The organism is Delftia sp. DLF01 (assembly GCF_014852125.1).
Taxonomy (GTDB): domain Bacteria; phylum Pseudomonadota; class Gammaproteobacteria; order Burkholderiales; family Burkholderiaceae_C; genus Comamonas; species Comamonas acidovorans.
Genome location: NZ_JACVAZ010000008.1, coordinates 41,105 through 58,863, shown reverse-complemented (window position 1 = coordinate 58,863; position 17,759 = coordinate 41,105). Strand labels below are relative to the sequence as shown.

At 66.7% G+C, this 17,759-nt stretch carries 18 protein-coding genes; 5 read left to right on the top strand and 13 right to left on the bottom strand.

Features of this window, described 5'->3' with window-relative positions; genetic code table 11:
• Window positions 1-1,183: acyclic terpene utilization AtuA family protein (locus IB269_RS28830; RefSeq protein WP_192368945.1), on the bottom strand; the 1,183-nt coding region annotated here is incomplete at its 3' end.
• A 70-nt stretch (window positions 1,184-1,253) separates the two neighbouring features.
• Here IB269_RS28830 and IB269_RS28825 point away from each other — a divergent pair.
• The 5 genes from IB269_RS28825 to IB269_RS28805 all read left to right on the top strand — a co-directional run bounded on the left by IB269_RS28825 (window position 1,254) and on the right by IB269_RS28805 (window position 6,008).
• The gene (locus IB269_RS28825; protein WP_192368944.1) at window positions 1,254-2,153 is read left to right on the top strand and encodes a LysR family transcriptional regulator; all 900 of its coding nucleotides are present in this window, start codon (window positions 1,254-1,256) and stop codon (window positions 2,151-2,153) included.
• 65 nt (window positions 2,154-2,218) lie between these two features.
• Window positions 2,219-3,184: a thiamine-phosphate kinase gene (gene thiL / locus IB269_RS28820; RefSeq protein WP_071954024.1), complete on the top strand. Its 966-nt coding sequence runs from the start codon at window positions 2,219-2,221 to the stop codon at window positions 3,182-3,184.
• A gap of 38 nt (window positions 3,185-3,222) precedes the next feature.
• Window positions 3,223-4,875, top strand: coding sequence for a DUF4139 domain-containing protein (locus IB269_RS28815; RefSeq protein ID WP_192368943.1), 1,653 nt, complete (start codon window positions 3,223-3,225; stop codon window positions 4,873-4,875).
• Between the two features lie 130 nt (window positions 4,876-5,005).
• Window positions 5,006-5,506 carry a phosphatidylglycerophosphatase A gene (locus IB269_RS28810; RefSeq protein ID WP_192368942.1) on the top strand — a complete coding sequence of 167 codons (501 nt, stop codon included), beginning with the start codon at window positions 5,006-5,008 and terminating at the stop codon, window positions 5,504-5,506.
• Window positions 5,507-5,516: 10 nt separating this feature from the next.
• On the top strand, window positions 5,517-6,008 hold the full coding sequence (locus IB269_RS28805; protein ID WP_071954022.1) for a CinA family protein: 492 nt from the start codon (window positions 5,517-5,519) through the stop codon (window positions 6,006-6,008).
• Here IB269_RS28805 and IB269_RS28800 read toward each other — a convergent pair.
• The 12 genes from IB269_RS28800 to IB269_RS28745 all read right to left on the bottom strand — a co-directional run bounded on the left by IB269_RS28800 (window position 5,989) and on the right by IB269_RS28745 (window position 17,629).
• The gene (locus tag IB269_RS28800) at window positions 5,989-6,303 is read right to left on the bottom strand and encodes a helix-turn-helix domain-containing protein (RefSeq protein WP_012202639.1); all 315 of its coding nucleotides are present in this window, start codon (window positions 6,301-6,303) and stop codon (window positions 5,989-5,991) included. The genes IB269_RS28805 and IB269_RS28800 overlap by 20 nt on opposite strands.
• A 33-nt stretch (window positions 6,304-6,336) precedes the next feature.
• Complete coding sequence (locus tag IB269_RS28795; protein WP_013804727.1) at window positions 6,337-7,161, bottom strand: UPF0149 family protein; 825 nt, start codon at window positions 7,159-7,161, stop codon at window positions 6,337-6,339.
• A gap of 149 nt (window positions 7,162-7,310) precedes the next feature.
• On the bottom strand, window positions 7,311-7,844 hold the full coding sequence (locus IB269_RS28790) for a hypothetical protein (RefSeq protein WP_192368941.1): 534 nt from the start codon (window positions 7,842-7,844) through the stop codon (window positions 7,311-7,313).
• Complete coding sequence (locus IB269_RS28785) at window positions 7,845-8,987, bottom strand: type VI immunity family protein (protein ID WP_225614336.1); 1,143 nt, start codon at window positions 8,985-8,987, stop codon at window positions 7,845-7,847.
• Window positions 8,974-10,062 (bottom strand): type VI immunity family protein, encoded by a 1,089-nt coding sequence (locus IB269_RS28780; RefSeq protein ID WP_192368940.1) that lies wholly within the window; start codon window positions 10,060-10,062, stop codon window positions 8,974-8,976. The genes IB269_RS28785 and IB269_RS28780 overlap by 14 nt, the downstream gene beginning before the upstream one ends.
• A gap of 38 nt (window positions 10,063-10,100) precedes the next feature.
• On the bottom strand, window positions 10,101-10,856 hold the full coding sequence (locus IB269_RS28775) for a hypothetical protein (RefSeq protein WP_192368939.1): 756 nt from the start codon (window positions 10,854-10,856) through the stop codon (window positions 10,101-10,103).
• A complete protein-coding gene (locus tag IB269_RS28770) occupies window positions 10,853-11,257 on the bottom strand; it encodes a hypothetical protein (RefSeq protein ID WP_141831029.1) in 405 nt (134 codons plus the stop codon). Before IB269_RS28770 ends, IB269_RS28775 begins: the two co-directional genes overlap by 4 nt.
• A complete protein-coding gene (locus IB269_RS28765; protein WP_192368938.1) occupies window positions 11,254-11,862 on the bottom strand; it encodes a DUF4123 domain-containing protein in 609 nt (202 codons plus the stop codon). Before IB269_RS28765 ends, IB269_RS28770 begins: the two co-directional genes overlap by 4 nt.
• A gap of 6 nt (window positions 11,863-11,868) precedes the next feature.
• Complete coding sequence (locus IB269_RS28760; RefSeq protein WP_225614335.1) at window positions 11,869-12,180, bottom strand: PAAR domain-containing protein; 312 nt, start codon at window positions 12,178-12,180, stop codon at window positions 11,869-11,871.
• Window positions 12,181-12,225: 45 nt separating this feature from the next.
• A complete protein-coding gene (locus tag IB269_RS28755) occupies window positions 12,226-14,604 on the bottom strand; it encodes a type VI secretion system Vgr family protein (protein ID WP_192368936.1) in 2,379 nt (792 codons plus the stop codon).
• Window positions 14,605-14,872: 268 nt separating this feature from the next.
• Window positions 14,873-16,015 (bottom strand): acyl-CoA dehydrogenase family protein, encoded by a 1,143-nt coding sequence (locus tag IB269_RS28750; RefSeq protein WP_192368935.1) that lies wholly within the window; start codon window positions 16,013-16,015, stop codon window positions 14,873-14,875.
• A 48-nt stretch (window positions 16,016-16,063) separates the two neighbouring features.
• Window positions 16,064-17,629 carry an AMP-binding protein gene (locus IB269_RS28745; RefSeq protein ID WP_192368934.1) on the bottom strand — a complete coding sequence of 522 codons (1,566 nt, stop codon included), beginning with the start codon at window positions 17,627-17,629 and terminating at the stop codon, window positions 16,064-16,066.
• Window positions 17,630-17,759 lie beyond the last annotated feature (130 nt).

The following is a 17,759-nucleotide window of genomic DNA, read 5'->3' as shown; positions in this document are numbered from 1 at the left end:
CGGCTGCGCTGGCCGGCTGCGCGTCGCGCCAGCGGCCGGCGTCGTCGCCCAGCACGCTGGCCACGCCGATCCAGTCCAGGCGCAGGTCGCCTGCGGCCTCGCCGCCCAGGCGCTCGCGCAGCACCTCGCCGGCCAGCCGGGCGCGCTCCTGGGCGCGCGGGCCGGCATAGGAGATCTCGCCCTCGGCCAGCCAGCCCGAGGCATGGCAGACATTGACCTTGTAGTGGCCGTTGTGCGCATGGCCGCGCACGCCGCTCAGGCGCACGGCGTCAGGCCCCACCTGGTGCACCTCGGCCTCGGACAGGTCGGCCACCACGTCGGGCGTCAGGTAGGCGGCCGGGTCGTGCACCTCGTACAGCAGTTGTTCCTTGACCGTGCGTTCGCTGACCAGGCCGCCCGTGCCTTCGGGCTTGGTGATGGTGCAGTCGCCCGAGGGCTCGATGATGGCGATGGGATAGCCCAGCCGCGCCAGGCCCTGCACGTCCTTGAAGCCCGGGTCGGCAAAGTAGCCGCCCGTGACCTGGGCGCCGCATTCCAGCAGGTGGCCGGCCATGGTGGCGCGCGCCAGGCGGTCCCAGTCGTCCCAGGCCCAGCCGAAATGCGCCATGGCCGGCCCCAGGGTCAGCGAGGGGTCGGACACGCGGCCGGCCACCACGATCTCGGCGCCGGCCTGCAGGGCCTCGGCAATCGCGCGCGCGCCGATGTAGGCGTTGGCACTGACCAGCGAATCCTCGGGGAACTCTGCGCCCAGCGCGGCCCCCAGCGCCTCGCGGTACGCTGGGCCGCTGACGTCGTCGCCATGCACCACGGCGATGCGCGGCACGCGCAGGCCCAGGCGCTGCGCCAGCCGCTTGATGCAGCGCGCCGCACCTTCGGGGTTGGCGGCACCGAAGTTGCTGACGATGCGTATGCCATGCGCCAGGCAGTCGGCCAGCACGGGCTCCAGCAGGTCCTCCAGCAGGGGCTCGTAGCCCGCGTCGGGTTGCTCGCGCCGCGCGAGCTGGGCCAGCGCCAGCGTGCGCTCGGCCAGGGTCTCGAAGATCAGGCAGGCGCTCTGGCCGCTGGCCGCCAGGGCGCGCACCACGGGCGCGGCGGCATCGGTGCGGTCGCCCGAGAAGCCGGCTGCGCAGCCCACCCACAGCGGGGGCTTGTCCGGGGCAAAGAAGGTTTCCAGGTGGTCCATGCAGGCCAATGTAGGCAAGGGCTGCTAATCTGTGAAATCGATTATTCGGATCAACTCATCCAAAAACTCGATGAATATCTCCTCCCGCCAGCTCGATGCCTTCATCGCCCTGGCCCAGCTCAGCAGCTTCACCCTGGCCGCGCAGCGCTGCCATCTGTCGCAGCCGGCCTTCAGCGCCCTGATCAAGGGGCTGGAAGACGGCGTGGGCGTGCGCCTGTTCGACCGCAGCACGCGCCATGTGGCGCTGACGCAGGAGGGGGCGCAGTTCCTCGATGCCGCGCAGCGCATACGCGCCGACCTGGGCGATGCCGTGCACGGCCTGCGCGAGGCGGCGGCGCTGCAGCGCGGGCGCGTGTCCATCGCCCTGCTGCCTTCGCTGGCGGCGGCCTGGCTGCCGCCCGTGCTGGCGCTGTTCCATGCGCGCCATCCGGGCATACAGCTGCAGGTGTCGGACCTGCTGTCCGAGTCCTGCATCGCCCAGGTGGCCTCGGGCCAGGCCGACCTGGCGCTGGCCGCCATCCGCGCCGACACCGAGGAGCTGCAGGCCGAATGGTTCTGCGCCGACCGTCTGCACCTGGTCTGCCGCGCCGACCATGCGCTGGCGGCCCTGCCCGCGCCGACCATGGCCGACCTGCGGGACCAGCCCTTCATCCAGCTCGCCCGCCACAGCAGCGTGCGCCAGTACCTGGAATCGCAGGAGCAGGCCCCGCCCCTCAACACCTTGCTGGAAGTGGAGCACCTGGCCACCGTGATGGGTATGGTGCGCGCGGGCCTGGGCATCAGCGTGGTGCCGGCCCTGGCGCTGTTCCACTTCGTGCAACCTGGCCTGGTGACGCGCCCGCTGGCCGATGCCGACCGCCGGCGCGACCTGTACCTGGTGCGCAGGCGCCAGCGCAGCCTGTCGCCTGCCGCTCAGGCCTTCCATGCGCTGGCGCTGGAGCATCGGCCCGGTGTGGGCGAGACCACCTGATACGGGGCAGCACGAACCTCGCAGCACAATAGCCCGATCGCCAAACGCATCCGAAAGCCGCCACCGTGGGTGAATTCGACCTGATCCGCCGCTTCTTCCAGCGCCCAGTGCGCCGCGCCGCCCTGGGCGTGGGCGATGACTGCGCCCTGCTCGCCCCGGCGCCGGGCATGCAGCTGGCCGTCTCCAGCGACATGCTGGTCGAGGGCCGGCATTTCTTCGCCGACGTGGACCCGCGCCTGCTGGGCCACAAATCCCTGGCCGTGAACCTGTCCGACCTGGCGGCCTGCGGCGCGCGCCCGCTGGCCTTCACCCTGGCCCTGTCCCTGCCGCGTGCCGATGCGGCCTGGACCGAGGCCTTCGCAGGCGGCCTGCTGGCCCTGGCCGACGCCCACGGCTGCGAACTGGTCGGCGGCGACACCACCCAGGGGCCCTTGAACATCTGCATCACCGTCTTCGGCGAAGTGCCGCCCGGCCAGGCCCTGCTGCGCAGCGGCGCGCGCGCGGGCGACGACATCTGGGTCAGCGGCAGCCTGGGCGATGCCCGCCTGGCGCTGGAAGCCCTGCTGGGCCACACCACCTTGCCACCCGGCACGCTGGCCGCCGCGCGCCAGCGCCTGGAAGCGCCCACGCCGCGCGTGGCCCTGGGCCAGGCGCTGCGCGGCATTGCCAGCAGCGCGCTGGATGTGAGCGACGGCCTGCTGGGCGACCTGGGCCACATCCTCGAGCAATCCCGCGTGGGCGCCAGCCTGGATACGCGCCTGATCACGCCGCTGCTCGATGCCGGCCGGCACACGCCCCTGGCCATCGACCTGCTGCACCAGTGCACCCTGTCCGGCGGCGACGACTACGAGCTGTGCTTCACGGCCCCGGCCGACCGGCGCGATGCCGTGCAGGCCGCAGGCCGCGACACCGCCACGCGCGTGACGCGCATAGGCTGCATCGAGGCCCCGCCCGGCCTGCGGCTGATCGGCCCGGACGGAGCGGCCATGGCGCCCCGGTGGACCTCATTCGACCACTTCGCTGCGGCCTGACGCCGCGCCAAACCACTTTCATCCGAGAAGGACTGCCCATGGTTCAACGCTCCGCCCTGCCCGCCCTCTCTGCCCTGGCCGCCGCCTGCTTCCTGCTGGCAGGCACCCCGGTCCAGGCCCAGGCACAAGCCCAGGAAGCCACCATCGCCCGCGCCCCCATCGCGCGCGTCACCCTGTATGCGGGCGTGGCCTCGGTGGAGCGCACGGCGCGCATCACGGCCGCCACGCGCCAGCTGGTGTTCGAGTGCCTGCCCGGCTCCATCGACCCGCAGAGCCTGCAGGTCAGCGCCGATGCCGGCGTGCGCCTGGGCGACTACAAGCTGCAGTCGCAGCCGCGCGAACTGGCCTCCAAGGCCTGCGCCAGCCCGCTGGAGCAGCAGATCCGCACGCTGGAAGACCAGCTGGCCGCGCTGGAGGCCGACGAGTCCGCCGCCAAGCTCGTGGGCGACTACCTGCAAGGCCTGGCCAAGCCCGGCGATGACGCCAAAGCCCCCGCCCTGCCCGCCGCCAGCCAGCTGGGTGCCGCCACCGAGGCGCTGCGCAGCACCAGCCGTGGCAACACGCTGCGCGCCCACCAGATCCTGCGGCAAAAGCAGGCGCTGCAGGAGCAGCTCAGGCCGCTGCAGCTCGAACGCGACCGCACGGGCGCAGGCAACGCCCAGGTGATGAAGGTCACCGTGCAACTGGCCAGCCCGGCCGATGCCAATGTGCAGCTCACCTACCAGGTGCGCGGCCCGAGCTGGCAGCCCACCTACCGCGCCCAGCTGGACCCGGCCAAGGGCACGGTGGCCATCGAACGCCTGGCCCTGGTGGCCCAGAACAGCGGCGAGGACTGGAGCCAGGTGCAGCTGCTGCTGTCCACGGGCCAGCCTTCGCGCAGCACGCAGGCGCGCCTGCCCAATCCCTGGACGCTGGATGTGGAACGGCCCCGCCCCGTGGCCGCCATGGCCCCTCCGCCAGCGCCGGCCCCGGCGGCCCCTGCGATGATGCTGGAGCGCGCCCGCAAGCCCGGGGCGGCCGGCGAGGCCGCCGAACTGCCGGTGCTCGATGTCGCCAGCCTCAACACCGCCTACGCCACGCAGTTCTCCGTGCCCTACCGCATCAGCGTGCCCTCCAGCAGCGAGCGCGTGACCCTGGCCCTGGGCTCGCAGAACCTGCCGGCCACCTTGCTCACGCGCACGGCGCCCGCCGTGGAAGAGGCCGCCTACCTGGTGGCCCAGCTGGCCGTGCCGGCCGGCGTGTGGCCCGCAGGCCCCGTGGCCCTGTTCCGCGACGGCGCCTTCGCCGGCCAGGGCCGGCTGGACTTCGGCAACGCCACCGCGCTGGCCCAGGGCCTGTCCTTCGGCCGTGACGACAAGGTGGTCGTGCGCAACCTGCCCGTGGACTCGGCCACGGGCAGCGGCGGCCTGCTCAGCAGCAGCACCGAACGCCAGGTCACGCGGCGCTTCCAGGTGGACAACCGCCATGACCGCGCCATCGAGCTGCAGGTGGTGGACGCCGCACCCGTCTCGCGCAACGAGCAGATCCGCGTGCAGTCCCAATACAACCCGCAGCCGGCCACCACGCGCTGGAACGACCGCAACGGCATGATCGCCTGGCAGCAGCCGCTGGCCGCTGGCGCCAGCGCCAGCTTCGAGGCCCGCCACCAGATCCGCCATCCGCAGGATCTGGCGGTGGAAGAGCGTCAGTGAAGCACCAGGGCCGCGCTTATGATCTGGCCCCATGAGTGACGCGCCGCTGCGGCCGGAGGTTTCCGGCGATCCTGCTACCCCCACCTTTGCCTCTGCGGCGCGCCCACCGGAAGGCCCGCCGCAGGGCGGCATGGCTCGCCCCACGCTGGAATTCATGACGTCCCACCCGGCCCACTTCATCGCCATGGGGCTGGGCTCGGGGCTGGGGCGCATCGCGCCCGGCACCGTGGGCACGCTGTGGGCCTGGCTGTCCTTCCTGCTGCTGCAGCACTGGTTCACGCCCCAGCAGATCGGCCTGCTGATCGCGGGCAGCATTCCCCTGGGCTGGTGGGCCTGCACGGTCACGGCGCGCCACATGCGCGTGGCCGACCCGGGCAACCTGGTCTGGGACGAGATCGTCGCCTTCTGGCTGGTGCTGTGGCTGGTCATGCCCACGGGCTTCTGGGGCCAGCTCATCGCCTTTGGGCTGTTCCGCTTCTTCGATGCCGCCAAGCCCCAGCCCGTCAAATGGGCCGACCGATGCTTCAAGGGCTTCGGCTGGCGCGGCGGCTGGGGGATCATGTTCGATGACCTGGTGGCCGCCTTCTGCACGCTGCTGGTCATCGCCCTGTGGCGCCATTTCATCGGCTGAAGGAACGGGCATGAACGCATCCAACGAACTCGTCGAAACCCTGGCAGGCCTGCTGCTGCAGCGCGGCTGGATGCTGGCCACGGCCGAGAGCTGCACGGGCGGCATGATCGCTGCGGCCTGCACGGACCGCGCCGGCTCCAGCGAATGGTTCGAGCGCGGCCTTGTCAGCTACTCCAACGCGGCCAAGCACGACCTGCTGGGCGTGCCCGAGGCGCTGATCGCCGAGCACGGCGCCGTGAGCGAGCCCGTGGCGCGCGCCATGGCCGAAGGCGCCATCGCCCACTCACGCGCGCAGTGCAGCGTGGCCGTGACAGGCGTGGCCGGGCCCGGCGGCGGCAGCGCCGCCAAGCCCGTGGGCACGGTCTGGTTCGGCTGGAGCGTGTACGGCACCACGCACAGCGAATGCCTGCGCTTTGACGGCGACCGCGCCGCCGTGCGCCAGGCCACCGTGGCACACGCCTTGCAGCGCCTCAATGCGCTGATCAGCGCAAGGCTTTTATGAGCCGGTGCGCGATCTCCTGCAGCGGTGCAGGCAGGGCGCGGTAGCTTTCCAGCAGGCGCTGCTCGTCCACGGGCAGCGGCGCGTTGTCGTCTTCCAGGCCGGCCGTCAGCTCCAGCGCCGTGGTCTGCAGCGCCAGGGCCACGCGGGCCAGGGTGTCGTTCTTGAGGGTGCGGATGGCCCCCGATTCGATCTGCGACACGGCCGAGGCCGTGATGCCCGCCGCCTCGGCCAGCCGGCCCTGGGTCATGCCCAGTTCGGCGCGGCGGGCGCGTATGCGTTCACCGATATGTCTCATGGCCCGTGCATCCAAAGCCTGTGGCGCGGGCGCTCAGGCGCCGTGGCACTTCTTGAACTTCTTGCCGCTGCCGCAGGGGCAGGGGTCGTTGCGGCCCGGCTGCTCGCCCTTGACGATGGTTTCCTGGCGCGGGCCCATGCTCTTCCAGATCTGGCGCAGGTCGTACAGCGCCCAGATGGCCTCGCCGAACTGCTCCACGCGCTCCTGGCTGGTGCTGGCGGGGCCGTCCTCGTCGTACATGCAGACTTCGGGCTTGCCGGTGTCGTCCTCGGTCAGGGCCACGACGGCGTTGAGCGCCTCGTTGAGCCAGCCGGCGGCTTCCTTGTCGCGCGGGGCGGCCCATTCCTCGGCCCAGTTCTCGACCACGAACATGAAGCCCAGCGCCCAGATCTGGCCGAACGAGGGAATCTCGCCGTCATCGGGACGCTCTTCCTCGGGCAGCGACAGGATGGCGCCGCGCATGTCCATGGCCTCGGGCTGGAAGGTGCGGTCGTCTTCCAGCGTCTTCACATCGGCGTCCAGCTGGGTGCGGATCTCGTCCATGCGCAGGCCCACCAGCTCCAGAAAGCGCGCCTGCTGCGCCGCGTCCTTGAACACTTCCATCAGTGGCAGCGGCTGGCCCTCGGCCACCTCCAGCGTGCCGCCGTCGCCCAGCAGCATGGGCAGCCACTCGGCGGCCGGCACCTCGCGGCGCGTGCAGATCAGCGCCGTCAGGAAACCGTCGCAGAACTCCCACTGCGGAATCTCCTCGCCGCGCGTGCGCAGCTCGTCGAGCAGATCGTCGAGTTCCTCCAGCGCCTCGGGCGTCAGGGCAGGCTCGTCGGGCAGGGCGGTGGCTTCGTGGGCGTCGTTGGACATGGCGGAAATCTCTAGGGAAAACAGGGGGAAGGAGCCGGCCACGGCCAGCCCCTCGAATGAATGGCCCGCAGTGTAGCCGCGCCGCCATGTCCGTGGCGCCCGGTCGGAACTGGCGCCCAGGGGGCCCTATCTCCCACATGGCCCACCCGCTACCCGGCTCCCTGCCAGACCGGAAGCATGGAAAGCCCCACCCATTCCCCGACCCGGCTCATCGTCAAATTCTGCAAAGCGCCGCTGGCGCCGCCAAAGACTGCCACCAGTGCCCATGTCTGCTCGTCGAAGCCGCGGGTCGTGCAGCAGGCCATCTGGGGCAGGCACAGCGCCTCGGACTGGTCCTGGGCCAGCAGACTGACGAATTCCTGCGCGGTCACGGTCTCCGGATCCAGGCCCATGGGCCAGGACCCCTTCCAGCGCTGCGCATCCAGGGTCACGCTGTGCACGCCCCATGTCGGAGCGCCTGGCATGTCGCCCCAGGCCAGGCGTTGAAGGACCAGGCCCAGCCCCCTCTCCGCCCATGTCACCGGGTAAGGTGGGGCGTGGTCGATCTTCAGCAGCTGCGCATCGCTCAATCCCGCCTGGTGCAGAGCCAGGCGCAGGTAGTCCTGCCGGCTATGCCGTCCCAGCGTGCGCAACACGGCATCCATCAACGGGGCGATGGGCTGTGGCTTCATGGTGCTTTCCATTCAGAATTCATCAAAACGACGCATATAGGCATCGCATGCCAATTGCCACGCGTCTTCGTCGTCGGATCCGGAAGGCGGCGGTCCGATGAAGTTGTTGAGCCGGGATTTGGCACGAATCGGCTTGAGCAGGCGCGCTGCCTCGCAAAAGGCTGGCAGTGTCAGTCCCTTATCCATGTCCCCCAACCCCGGAAGATCTCCTGCCCGAATCCCCAGGCAGTTGCCCACATCCCCGGCGGAAAGGTATTGGCTGGCCTCCACCTGCTTTCGCACGGCCTCCCGCCCACCCAGTTTCTCCAGCAATGCATCGCTGACAAAACTGAGCCAATTGATGCTGTACATGGCGTTGTTGAAATCATGATCGAACAATGCAAGACTTCCTATGGCATTCAATCCTGGGAACCGCTTCAGATAGGGATATAGCACCTGCTGGCCCTTGCCAACAGGTCCGATATTGCGTTCTTCCACTGCAGGAATGACACCCCATCCGGCAATAGCCCAGAAGGGTTGCATCAACTCCACCACCTGGGTAGTGATCCGGCCCACGTTGTGCTCAGGTGGCTGGTCAAGAATCCACCATGCTGGAAATGCCATGCGAATGAAAGACATGGCAGGACCTATGCCAGGCGAGATATGGCGGTCATGTAGCCAAATACCTTCATCGTTGTTTATACGGCAGTGAAGTCGAAAGTCTTGAGCATTTTCAACCCAGTCATCTGGTGGCTTTGGATTTCCCGAAGCTAGATCAAAAATCATCGCAAACCCTTCGGGATTGTTAAGCGTACTCGGCTTGTGTTTGGCAATTCTCGCTTGTGCTTGCTTGCTGGTCAGTGACATAGGCGCCAGACCCCACCATATTGCAAGCTTGTCTGCGCCAACAACCTCACAAAACAGATCAATCACTTTCCATGCACGCTCACGCACGGCCAATGAATCCCCGTCATGGAACACCATCTCGATGGTCCAGCCTGCTCTTGCACAAATGCGCCCAAATTGGTTCTGCAATACCAGCGCCTTGAGAATATCCATCGTCGCCACGGTGGCAACATTCGCTTTATCATTGCCGCAAGGCCAGTTGAAATCATGTTCCGCAGCCATCGCTATCTTCTCCATTACTTCAAAACACCAGAAATCAGAACAAATCAAACCGGCTCATATAGGCATCGCATGCCAGCAGCCATGCATGTTCATCGTTAGAGCCGGAAGGCGGTGGGGCAACAAAACTGTTGAGCCGAAATTTGGCACGAGCCGGCTTGAGCAGGCGAGCCGCCTCGCCAAAGGCGGGCAGCGTCAGCCCCTGGTCCATATCCCCAAGCCCCGGAAAGTCTCCTGCACGAATCCCCAGGCAGTTGCCCACATCCCCGGCGGAAAGGTATTGGCTGGCCTGCACCTTCTTTCGTACGGCCTCCCGCCCACCCAGTTTCTCCAGCAATGCATCGCTGACAAAACTCAGCCAGTTGATGCTGTACATAGCGTTGTTGAAGTCATGACTCTGCAAGGCGTGGCTACCTAAAGCATTCAAGCCTGGAAATCGCTGAAGATAAGGATAGAGTATTTGCTGACCTTTTCCGTCGGGATCGATATTGCGCTCTTCCACAGCAGACATGATGCCCCAACCCGCCGTAGCCCAGAAAGGCTGCATCAATTCCACCACTTGAGAGGTGATCCAACCGACATTGCGCTCGGACGGTTGATTCAAAACCCACCATGCAGGAAATGCCATGCGGATGAAAGACATGGCAGGCCCTATTCCAGGTGATTGATAGCGATCCTTCATCCAAAGCCCTTCGTCGTTGTTGATACAACAGTAAAGGCGAAAGTCTTGTGCATTGTTTTCCCACAGTTCAGGCGGCTTTGGCTTTCCGGAAGCCATATGAAAAATCAGTGCATAACCTTTAGGATTGTCTAGGCTCTTCTGCTTCTTCGCGGTCAACTTCTTTTGTGCCATTGCGCTGGTCAGCATGGCAGGCATTCCGTCATACCAATAAACCAATTTCTCCTTCCCTACGGCCTCACAAAAAAGATCAACCACTTTCCATGCACGTTCACGCACAGCCAAGGAATCTCCCTCATGGAACACCATTTCAATGGTCCAGCCGGCTCTTGCACAGACATCACCGAACTGATTGCACAGTACCAGCGCCTTGAGAATATCCATCGTCGCCACGGTGGCTTTTTGCAGCTCTCTGGTGCTCAAAGGTTTTTTGAAATCTTTTGCCATATTCATCCTCCATATCTCACCGTACCGAAGCCATCGTTTCAGAATGACAACCCAAGGACTCTTGCCAGTGCAGTCCCTACCGCGCCTACACCTCGAAGTACCCGCCCCAGTGCGGACGCACCGGCCGCAGCCCCCACCGCAGCCGACGTATCCGCATTCACCCGCTCTGCCAAAGAGATGGCCTTTTCCCTGTTGGCCTGCCATCGCACTGCCTGGTTCAACACACTTTCGTTCGACTTTTCTCCATCGCTGTCGCAAGCGCAGCTTCCGGCGTCCAAGGCCTTCTGGAGAAACTTGTCTTCGAAAATTTCTCGGTACGCATGAAACTGACTCTTGCCGTCTGGCCCTTCAGCATTGGAAAAGCCATCCCCCGGAAACTTCATCTCATAGACCCGCTGCACGTTGTCCAGCACAGGCGGAAGGCGCGGGTTCTTCACCACGACCACATCCGGGATGCGCGAGCCCGCAGGCCGGCTGCGCGTGGGTCGTACGGGCTCCCTGCGCGACATGACGGGGGCCTTGTTCAGGTACGGCACTTCCTGCTTGTAGTAGCCCCGGTAGCCTTCAAACCCGTCGGCCTGCATGACCACGCCGGCCACGCAGCGCTGGCCCAGGCCGCCGGTCATGCAGCAGCAAAACAGCTCGCACAGCGCCCTGCGGTCCAGTTCGTTGTCGAAGTCCCGGGTACCGCATACCTTGTTGAAGCCCACAAGCACGACGGCCTTGCACAGCTCCCTGGACCGCTTCAGGCGATTGAGGGCAATGAAGGCGGGGACCAGTTGCTCGCAGCTCATGCACCCGGGCCTCCCAGGGGCGAGGAGGACTCGCCTGCCGGCGTACGCCGCCGCACCACGTCCCAGATGCCCATCGGCAGTTCAAGCATCATCAACTGGATGCGTCCGTCAGGCGGCAGGTCGGTGCGCGAGAGAAACTTGCGCACGGCGGGAAACTCGTCGAAGCGCTCGCCAAACTGGTGGCGCAAGGCCAGGAAGCCGATGACATCGTCCGGCGTCGACAGGCCCCAGCCCACCGCACGGTCAAGGCCTCGCCGGGTATGGGCCAGCAGCCTGTCATGCGGCCAATCCTGCTCACTGAGATGGCAGGTCTGCCGCACGATGGCGGCAATCCCTCCCTCGCTGGGCACCAGGTTGCGGCGCAGCGTGCGCTGCATTTCCAGGGTTGAAATTTCCATCATGGCGAAGACACCTCCCATTGCCTGTTGTCCAGGCGCGCCAGGCCTGTGACATGGTCCAGAAACTTGCGCTGCGCCATGCCGACCCAGATCCCCTCGGGATGCGGTGCCAGGCAGGCGAGGATGCTGTGGCCGCGGAACCAGTCCCCCAGATGCGCCGGGTCGAACTGCGCCAGAAGGCGAGGCAGCACGCGCGGGTCGTAAAAGCGCAGCCACAGCCGCTGGCCGCCGTCTCCACTGGCCTGCAGAAACCGCTTGAGATGGCGCTTGAGCGCAGGGGCCGGCAGCCGGCTGATCAGGAAAATGCCCCAGTGCGCCTGCCAGCCTTCATGCGGCCAGCGCTGGAACAGCGGACTGCCTGCATGCACCCGCATGAGATAGGGCGCGTAGCGCGCATAGCGGGCGGCGGGCATGCCGTCATACAGGCAGTTGATGCACGACTGCGGCGGCTCGGCCAGGAGGGCGTCATGCAGGTGCTCATCCGCCGCCGCATCCACGATGGCGTAGAGCAGGCCGTCATAGGTCGCCGCCACCTTTTCGAGCACGGCCTGGCGCGCCATCTGGAGATCGTCCGGCGTGCCGGGGCCTGGGGGGATCAAGGTGGACATGGCGATTCAGTCCTCCATGGCCGACACGAAGGCGGCCCCCGATTGCGCGGCTTCGGCCAGGCACCGGCCCGCATTCGCACCGATCCAGACGGTGGTGCAGCCCGAGACGACCACGCCGCCGTGCACGGTCCTGTCCCCCATGCGGGCCGCGGGCCTGCCACCGATCAGAACCGTGGCTTCGCCTTCGGCCAGGGCATCGGGCGGTGAACGGGGGCACAGCGCCTGGTCCGTGACCCTGGCCGCCGGCATGCCGCCGATGAGCACATTGGCCTGGCCGGAGAGAATGGCGCCGCCCCCGTGGGCGGGGCAGGCATGCATGTCTCCCACTCTTGCTGCAGGTTGTCCCATGCGAGTGTCCCGGGTTCAGCAGTTGATCTTCACCAGCGGCGACTTGATCTCGACCATGGCCGGAGAGATCTCGATGGAGCTCGCCCCCGATTGCAGCCGGATGCTTCGGGTGCCGGTGACGATGACCTGTTGCCCATCGACCGTCAGCGTGGTGCCCGCCGCCAGGGCCAGCTGTCCGCCCGCATCGACCAGGCTGTTGGCGCCCACCCGCAGCGCGTGGTCGTTGCCGACGTTAACCGCCTGGTCCTGCCCTACCTCGGTGCTGTCGTTGTTCTGGATGGTGCTGCTGCGGTTGTTGCCCACGATGAGGCCTTCATCGCTTCCAACCTGCGCGCTGCGGTTGCGCCCCACGGCCCGGCTCCAGTCCATCCCCACGCTGTCGCTTCGCAGGACACCCACGTTGCTCATCAGCACCGCGCCTACGTTGAGGTTGTAGGCACACCCCACGGTGACCATCTTGAACAGGCCCGTGCCCTGCGTGTAGCCAATGCCCACGGTTTCGGATTTCATGCGCCCCGTGGCCAAGGTCCAGTTGCGGCCGATGCTGTCGCGCCCATTGGCATCCACGGTTTTCGTGCGGTTCTTGCAGATGCGGATGCTTTCATCCAGGTCCACCGTGCGCGTGCGGTTCTGGTGGACGATGAGGGTCTCGTCCAGGTCCACCACCTCCGTGCGCCAGCCATGCACGTCGATCTTCTCGTTGCGGTCCACGGTCTCCGTGCGGTCCCGGTGGATCACGCTGGTCTCGTCCCGGTCGATGGTCTTGCGCCGGTCGTTGCCCACCCATTTGTCCTCGTCGTTCTCGACTTCGGTGAGCTGGTCCTTTTGCGCGTGCAGCCACAGCTGTTCTTGCCCGGCCTTGTCCTCGAAGCGGATGGCGTTGGCGTCACCCGGGCCGTTCTTCATGCCGGCACCCGGTGCGCCGCCCTTGCTCGACCGCGTCTTGATGCCCGATTGCGTGGCGTTGGCCGGCAGCGCCCAGGGCGGCATGTTGGCCGCGTTGTAGACGCAGCCCGTGACGATGGGGTAGTCGGGGTCGCCATTGAGGAAGTCCACGATGACTTCCATGCCGATGCGCGGGATGGAGATAACGCCAAAGCCTGTGCCCGCCCATTGGGTGGCAACACGTATCCAGCAGCCGGAGTTCTGGTCCTTCTTGCCCAGGCGGTCCCAGTGGAACTGCACCTTGATGCGGCCGTATTCGTCGGTCCATATCTCCTGCCCAGCAGGGCCCACGACGACGGCGGTCTGCGGGCCGGTGGTACGCGGCTTGGGCGTGGTGCGTGCAGGGGTGTAGGCAAGACTCGTGGGCTGGGCCTGCAACTCGTAGCGCTGGAAGGAGCCGTCTTCCTTGCCGCCGTCCCGGGCACTCGGTGCGGATGGGACGCCACGTACGCTGGTGATCGCGCTGACGCGAGGGTTTTCTTTCAGGTGGTAGCTCAGGCCGGTGATCAGGTACTGCTGGTTCTGGTCGCCGCGCGGGTAGTTGCAGAGGCTGAAGGTGTAGCCCGTGGCCAGCGCCCGGTGGCAGGACTGGCCCCGCACCCGGCTTTGGCCCGTGAGGCTTTCCTTCAGGCGCACGCGGATGTAGGCCTCTCCATCGCCGTACTCCGTGTAGCCGCCCGGCCATTCGTAGGTTTCATGGCCGTCGTGCGCATGGCCTGGTGGGTCGCGCCGCAGGTGGGTGAGGTCGGCCCGAGGTTTCTTGAAGTCGTAGTCGTCGCTGTAATGGCGGCCCGATTTGATTTCCTGCTCCAGCTGCCAGGCGTGGATGTTTTCCTGGTCGCCTGCAGCGGCTTTTTCGGGGGGATAGAAGGGAATGGATTCGCCGCCTGGCAATGCGCTGTGAGAGGCAATGATGTCGTCGCACAGCACCAGGGTGTGCTGGCCCGAGGCATGCTCGAAGAAGTAGTAAATGCCTTCGTGCTCCATCAATCGCGAGACAAAGTCGCAATCGCTTTCGTTGTATTGAACGCAGTAGTCCCAGCTGCGATAGGCGCGCGTGAGTTTCTTTTGCAGGGGATGGCCATAGACGCCCAATACCTGCTCGATGATGTCGGGCACGGTCTGGTTCTGGAAGATGCGAAAGTCGCTCTTGCGCGTGGCCAGCCACAGCCAGGGGCTCAGGCACGCCTTGTAGGCATAGTGGCGGTGGTCCTGGCCCTGCATGCCGAAGCGGGTGACGATGCCGTCGATGAAGCGCCTGCCACCGCCCTGGGTTTCTATTTCGATGGTGGCATTGCGGCCCAGCAGGGCCTTGGGATCGATGCTTTCGCTTTCGCTGAGCATTTCCACATCGAGGCTGAAGAGCTGGCTGATGTTTTCCTGGCCGCGCAATTCACGGAAATGCAATTCATCGCCCAATGGCGTATGGATGGTGACTCGGCGTGTCATTGGTGCTCACGCCCTGTCGGGGCGCCCTCCCGGTCTTTCGATACGGAAAGATCATGGAAGAATGAGCCGCCCCATGGAAATTCCAGTTTCTGCCGAAAAATAGGATTGCCAAAGGGAAGTTGCCGACTCTCCCACCCGGAACGGGCTTGGGAAAAGCCTAGGACAAGCGGCCGGAGCAAGGGCCTTCATGATGTGCTGCCGCCACACATCGCCCCGGCTGGCCGCCCCCGGATCAGGGCGCCGCACGCCCGCGCAGCCGCTCAGGGATTCACAGTGTCCTTGCAATGATCTCCTTCATGATCTCGTCGCTCCCCCCGTAGATGCGCCCTATGCGCGCATCGGTCCAGGCGCGGCCGATCTGGTATTCGGTCATGTAGCCGTAGCCGCCGTGCAGTTGCAGGAATTCGTCGAGCAGGCGGTTTTGCAGCGCCGTGGCATTGAGCTTGACCATGGCGGCGCGGTCGGGGGCGAGCGCGCGGCGCAGGTGCAGGGCGATGCAGTCGTCCACGAAGACGCGCAGCATGGTGGCCTGGGCCTTGGCCTCGGCCAGCTTGAAGCGCGTGTTCTGGAAGTCGAACACCGGCTGGCCGAAGGCCTTGCGCTCGCGCGTGTAGGCAATGGTCTTGTGCAAAAAGGCCTCGATGGAGGCGGCCGCGCGCACGGCCACCACCAGGCGTTCCTGGGCCAGTTCGTGCATGAGGTACCTGAAGCCCGCGTTCTCCTCGCCCAGCAGGTGGTCGGCCGGCACGCGCACGCTGTCGAAGAACAGCTCCGAGGTGTCCTGCGCCATGAGGCCGATCTTCTCGAGCTTGCGGCCCTTGGAGAAGCCGGGCATGCCGTCCTCGACCACGATCAGGGACACGCCCTTGGCGCCCATCTCGGGCGCGGTCTTGGCGACGACGATGACCAGTTCTGAATTGATGCCGTTGGTGATGAAGGTCTTCTGGCCGTTGAGCACGTAGTGGTCGCCCTCGCGCCGCGCCGTGGTGCGCACGGACTTGAGGTCGCTGCCCGCGCCGGGCTCGGTCATGGCGATGGCGCCGATCAGCTCGCCTGCGGCCATGCGCGGCAGCCAGCGGTCCTTCTGGGCCTTGCTGCCATAGGCATGGATGTAGGGCGCGACGATGTCCGAATGCAGCGGAAAGCCCAGCCCGCTGGCGCCCGTGCGCGCGATCTCCTCCAGCAGCACGGCCGCATGGCCGAAGTCGCCGCCGCCGCCGTAGGGCTCGGGCAGCATGGGGTTGAGCAGGCCTTCGCGCCCGGCCTTGCGCCAGACCTCCTTGGGCACGATGCCCTGGCGCTCCCATTCGGCATGGTGGGGGACGATCTCGCGCTCGAAGAAGCGGCGGGCCTGCTCGCGGAACTGTTCATGGTCTTCGCGGTAGACGGAGCGCTCGGTCAGGTCTTGCATGGGTCGGTATCCGGTGGTTGTCGGTGAGGAAAGACGGTGAAGGGCCGTTCAGGCGCTGCGCAGCTTGAAGCCCGCGTGTGGCTGCTCGCGCAGCCTGTCCTTGAGCACGCGGCGCAGCAGCTTGCCCGTGGGCAGGCGCGGCAGCTCGTCCACGAACTGCAGGCGCTGCGGGCGCTTGAGGCGCGACAGCGTGGCGCCGGCCTCGGCGACGATGGCGCGCGCCATCTCGGCGCTGGCCGCATGGCCCTGGCGCAGCACGACCACGGCCATGGGCTGCTCGCCGAAGTCGGGCTCGGGCACGCCGACCACGGCCACCTCCTGCACGGCCGGGTGCGTGGCCAGCGCGTTCTCTATCTCCTGCGGATAGAGGTTGACGCCGCCCGACAGGATGAGGTCGGCCCGCCGGTCGCTGAGAAAGAGGTAGCCCTCTTCATCCACATGGCCCAGGTCGCCGTAGGTGGCCCAGCCGCGCTCGTCGATGGCCTCGCGGGTCTTGGCGGGGTCGTTGAGGTAGGCGAAGGGCGCCACGTCCGAGAAGAACACGCGGCCGATCTGGCCCGCAGGCAGCTCCTGCCCGTCGTCGCCCACGATGCGCAGCCGCCCGTAGCTGGCGCGGCCCACGGAGCCTGGACGCCGGCGCCATTCGGCGGAGTTGATCAGGGTGATGCCGCAGCCTTCGGAGCCTGCGTAGTACTCCAGCAGGATGTCGCCCCACCAGTCCAGCAGCGCCTGCTTGACGGCCACCGGGCAGGGCGCGGCCGCATGGATGGCGCAGCGGTGGCTGGACAGGTCATAGCCGTGCCGTACCTCCTCGGGCAGTTGCAGCAGGCGGCCCAGCATGGTCGGCACCCATTGGCTGTGGGTGATGCGGTAGCGCTCGATCATGGCCAGCGCCTGCTGAGCGTCGAAGCGCGCCGTGATCACCACCGCGCCGCCGCCGTCCAGCGTGCGCAGGCAGTAGCGCAGCGGCGCTGCGTGGTACAGCGGCGCGGGCGAGAGGTAGACCGCGTCGGCATCAAAGCCCATGTTGCGCTGCCAGGCCAGGAATTCGGGGTCGGCCTGCGTGCGGTAGAGCGCCGCCGGCAGCGCCTTCTTGATGCCCTTGGGCCGGCCCGTGGTGCCAGAGGAATACAGCAGGTCGCGCCCCAGCGGACGGCTGGACAGGTCGATGGGCGCGGGCGCCTGCGCACGCCAGGCGGCCAGGGCATCGGCCAGCGACGGCAGGCCCGTGGATGCGCAGTGCCCGTCCACCGAATGCACGGTGGCGGCCAGCGCAGCCGGCAGCTGCGCCGCCGTGGCGGCCGAGGCAAAGACATGGCGCGCCCCGCTGTCGCCCAGGATGTAGGCCACCTCGGGCGCCGTCAGGTGGGTGCTGATGACCACCGCGTACAGGCCCGCCAGGCGCGCGGCCAGCACCAGCTCCAGGATCTCCACGCGGTTTTCCATCAGCACGGCCACCGTGTCGCCGGCCGCAAGGCCCTGCCCGGCCATCCACTGCGCCACCTCGCGCGAGCGCTGCGCCAGCGCGCCCGCCGTGTGCTGCTGGCCGCTGTCGCCCATGGTCAGCGCAACGCGGTCGGGCCGGGCATCGGCCCAGCTGTGAAAGTCATGCACGCCTGTCTCCTTTGCTTTTTTGAATCCGTCGTCTCGAATTCATCGGGTTTTCAGCAAGTATTTTTGTTTGTGCGCGGTTTTTCATCCGGGAAAACGCTTTGCTCAATGCAAATTTCGAGACTTATCATTC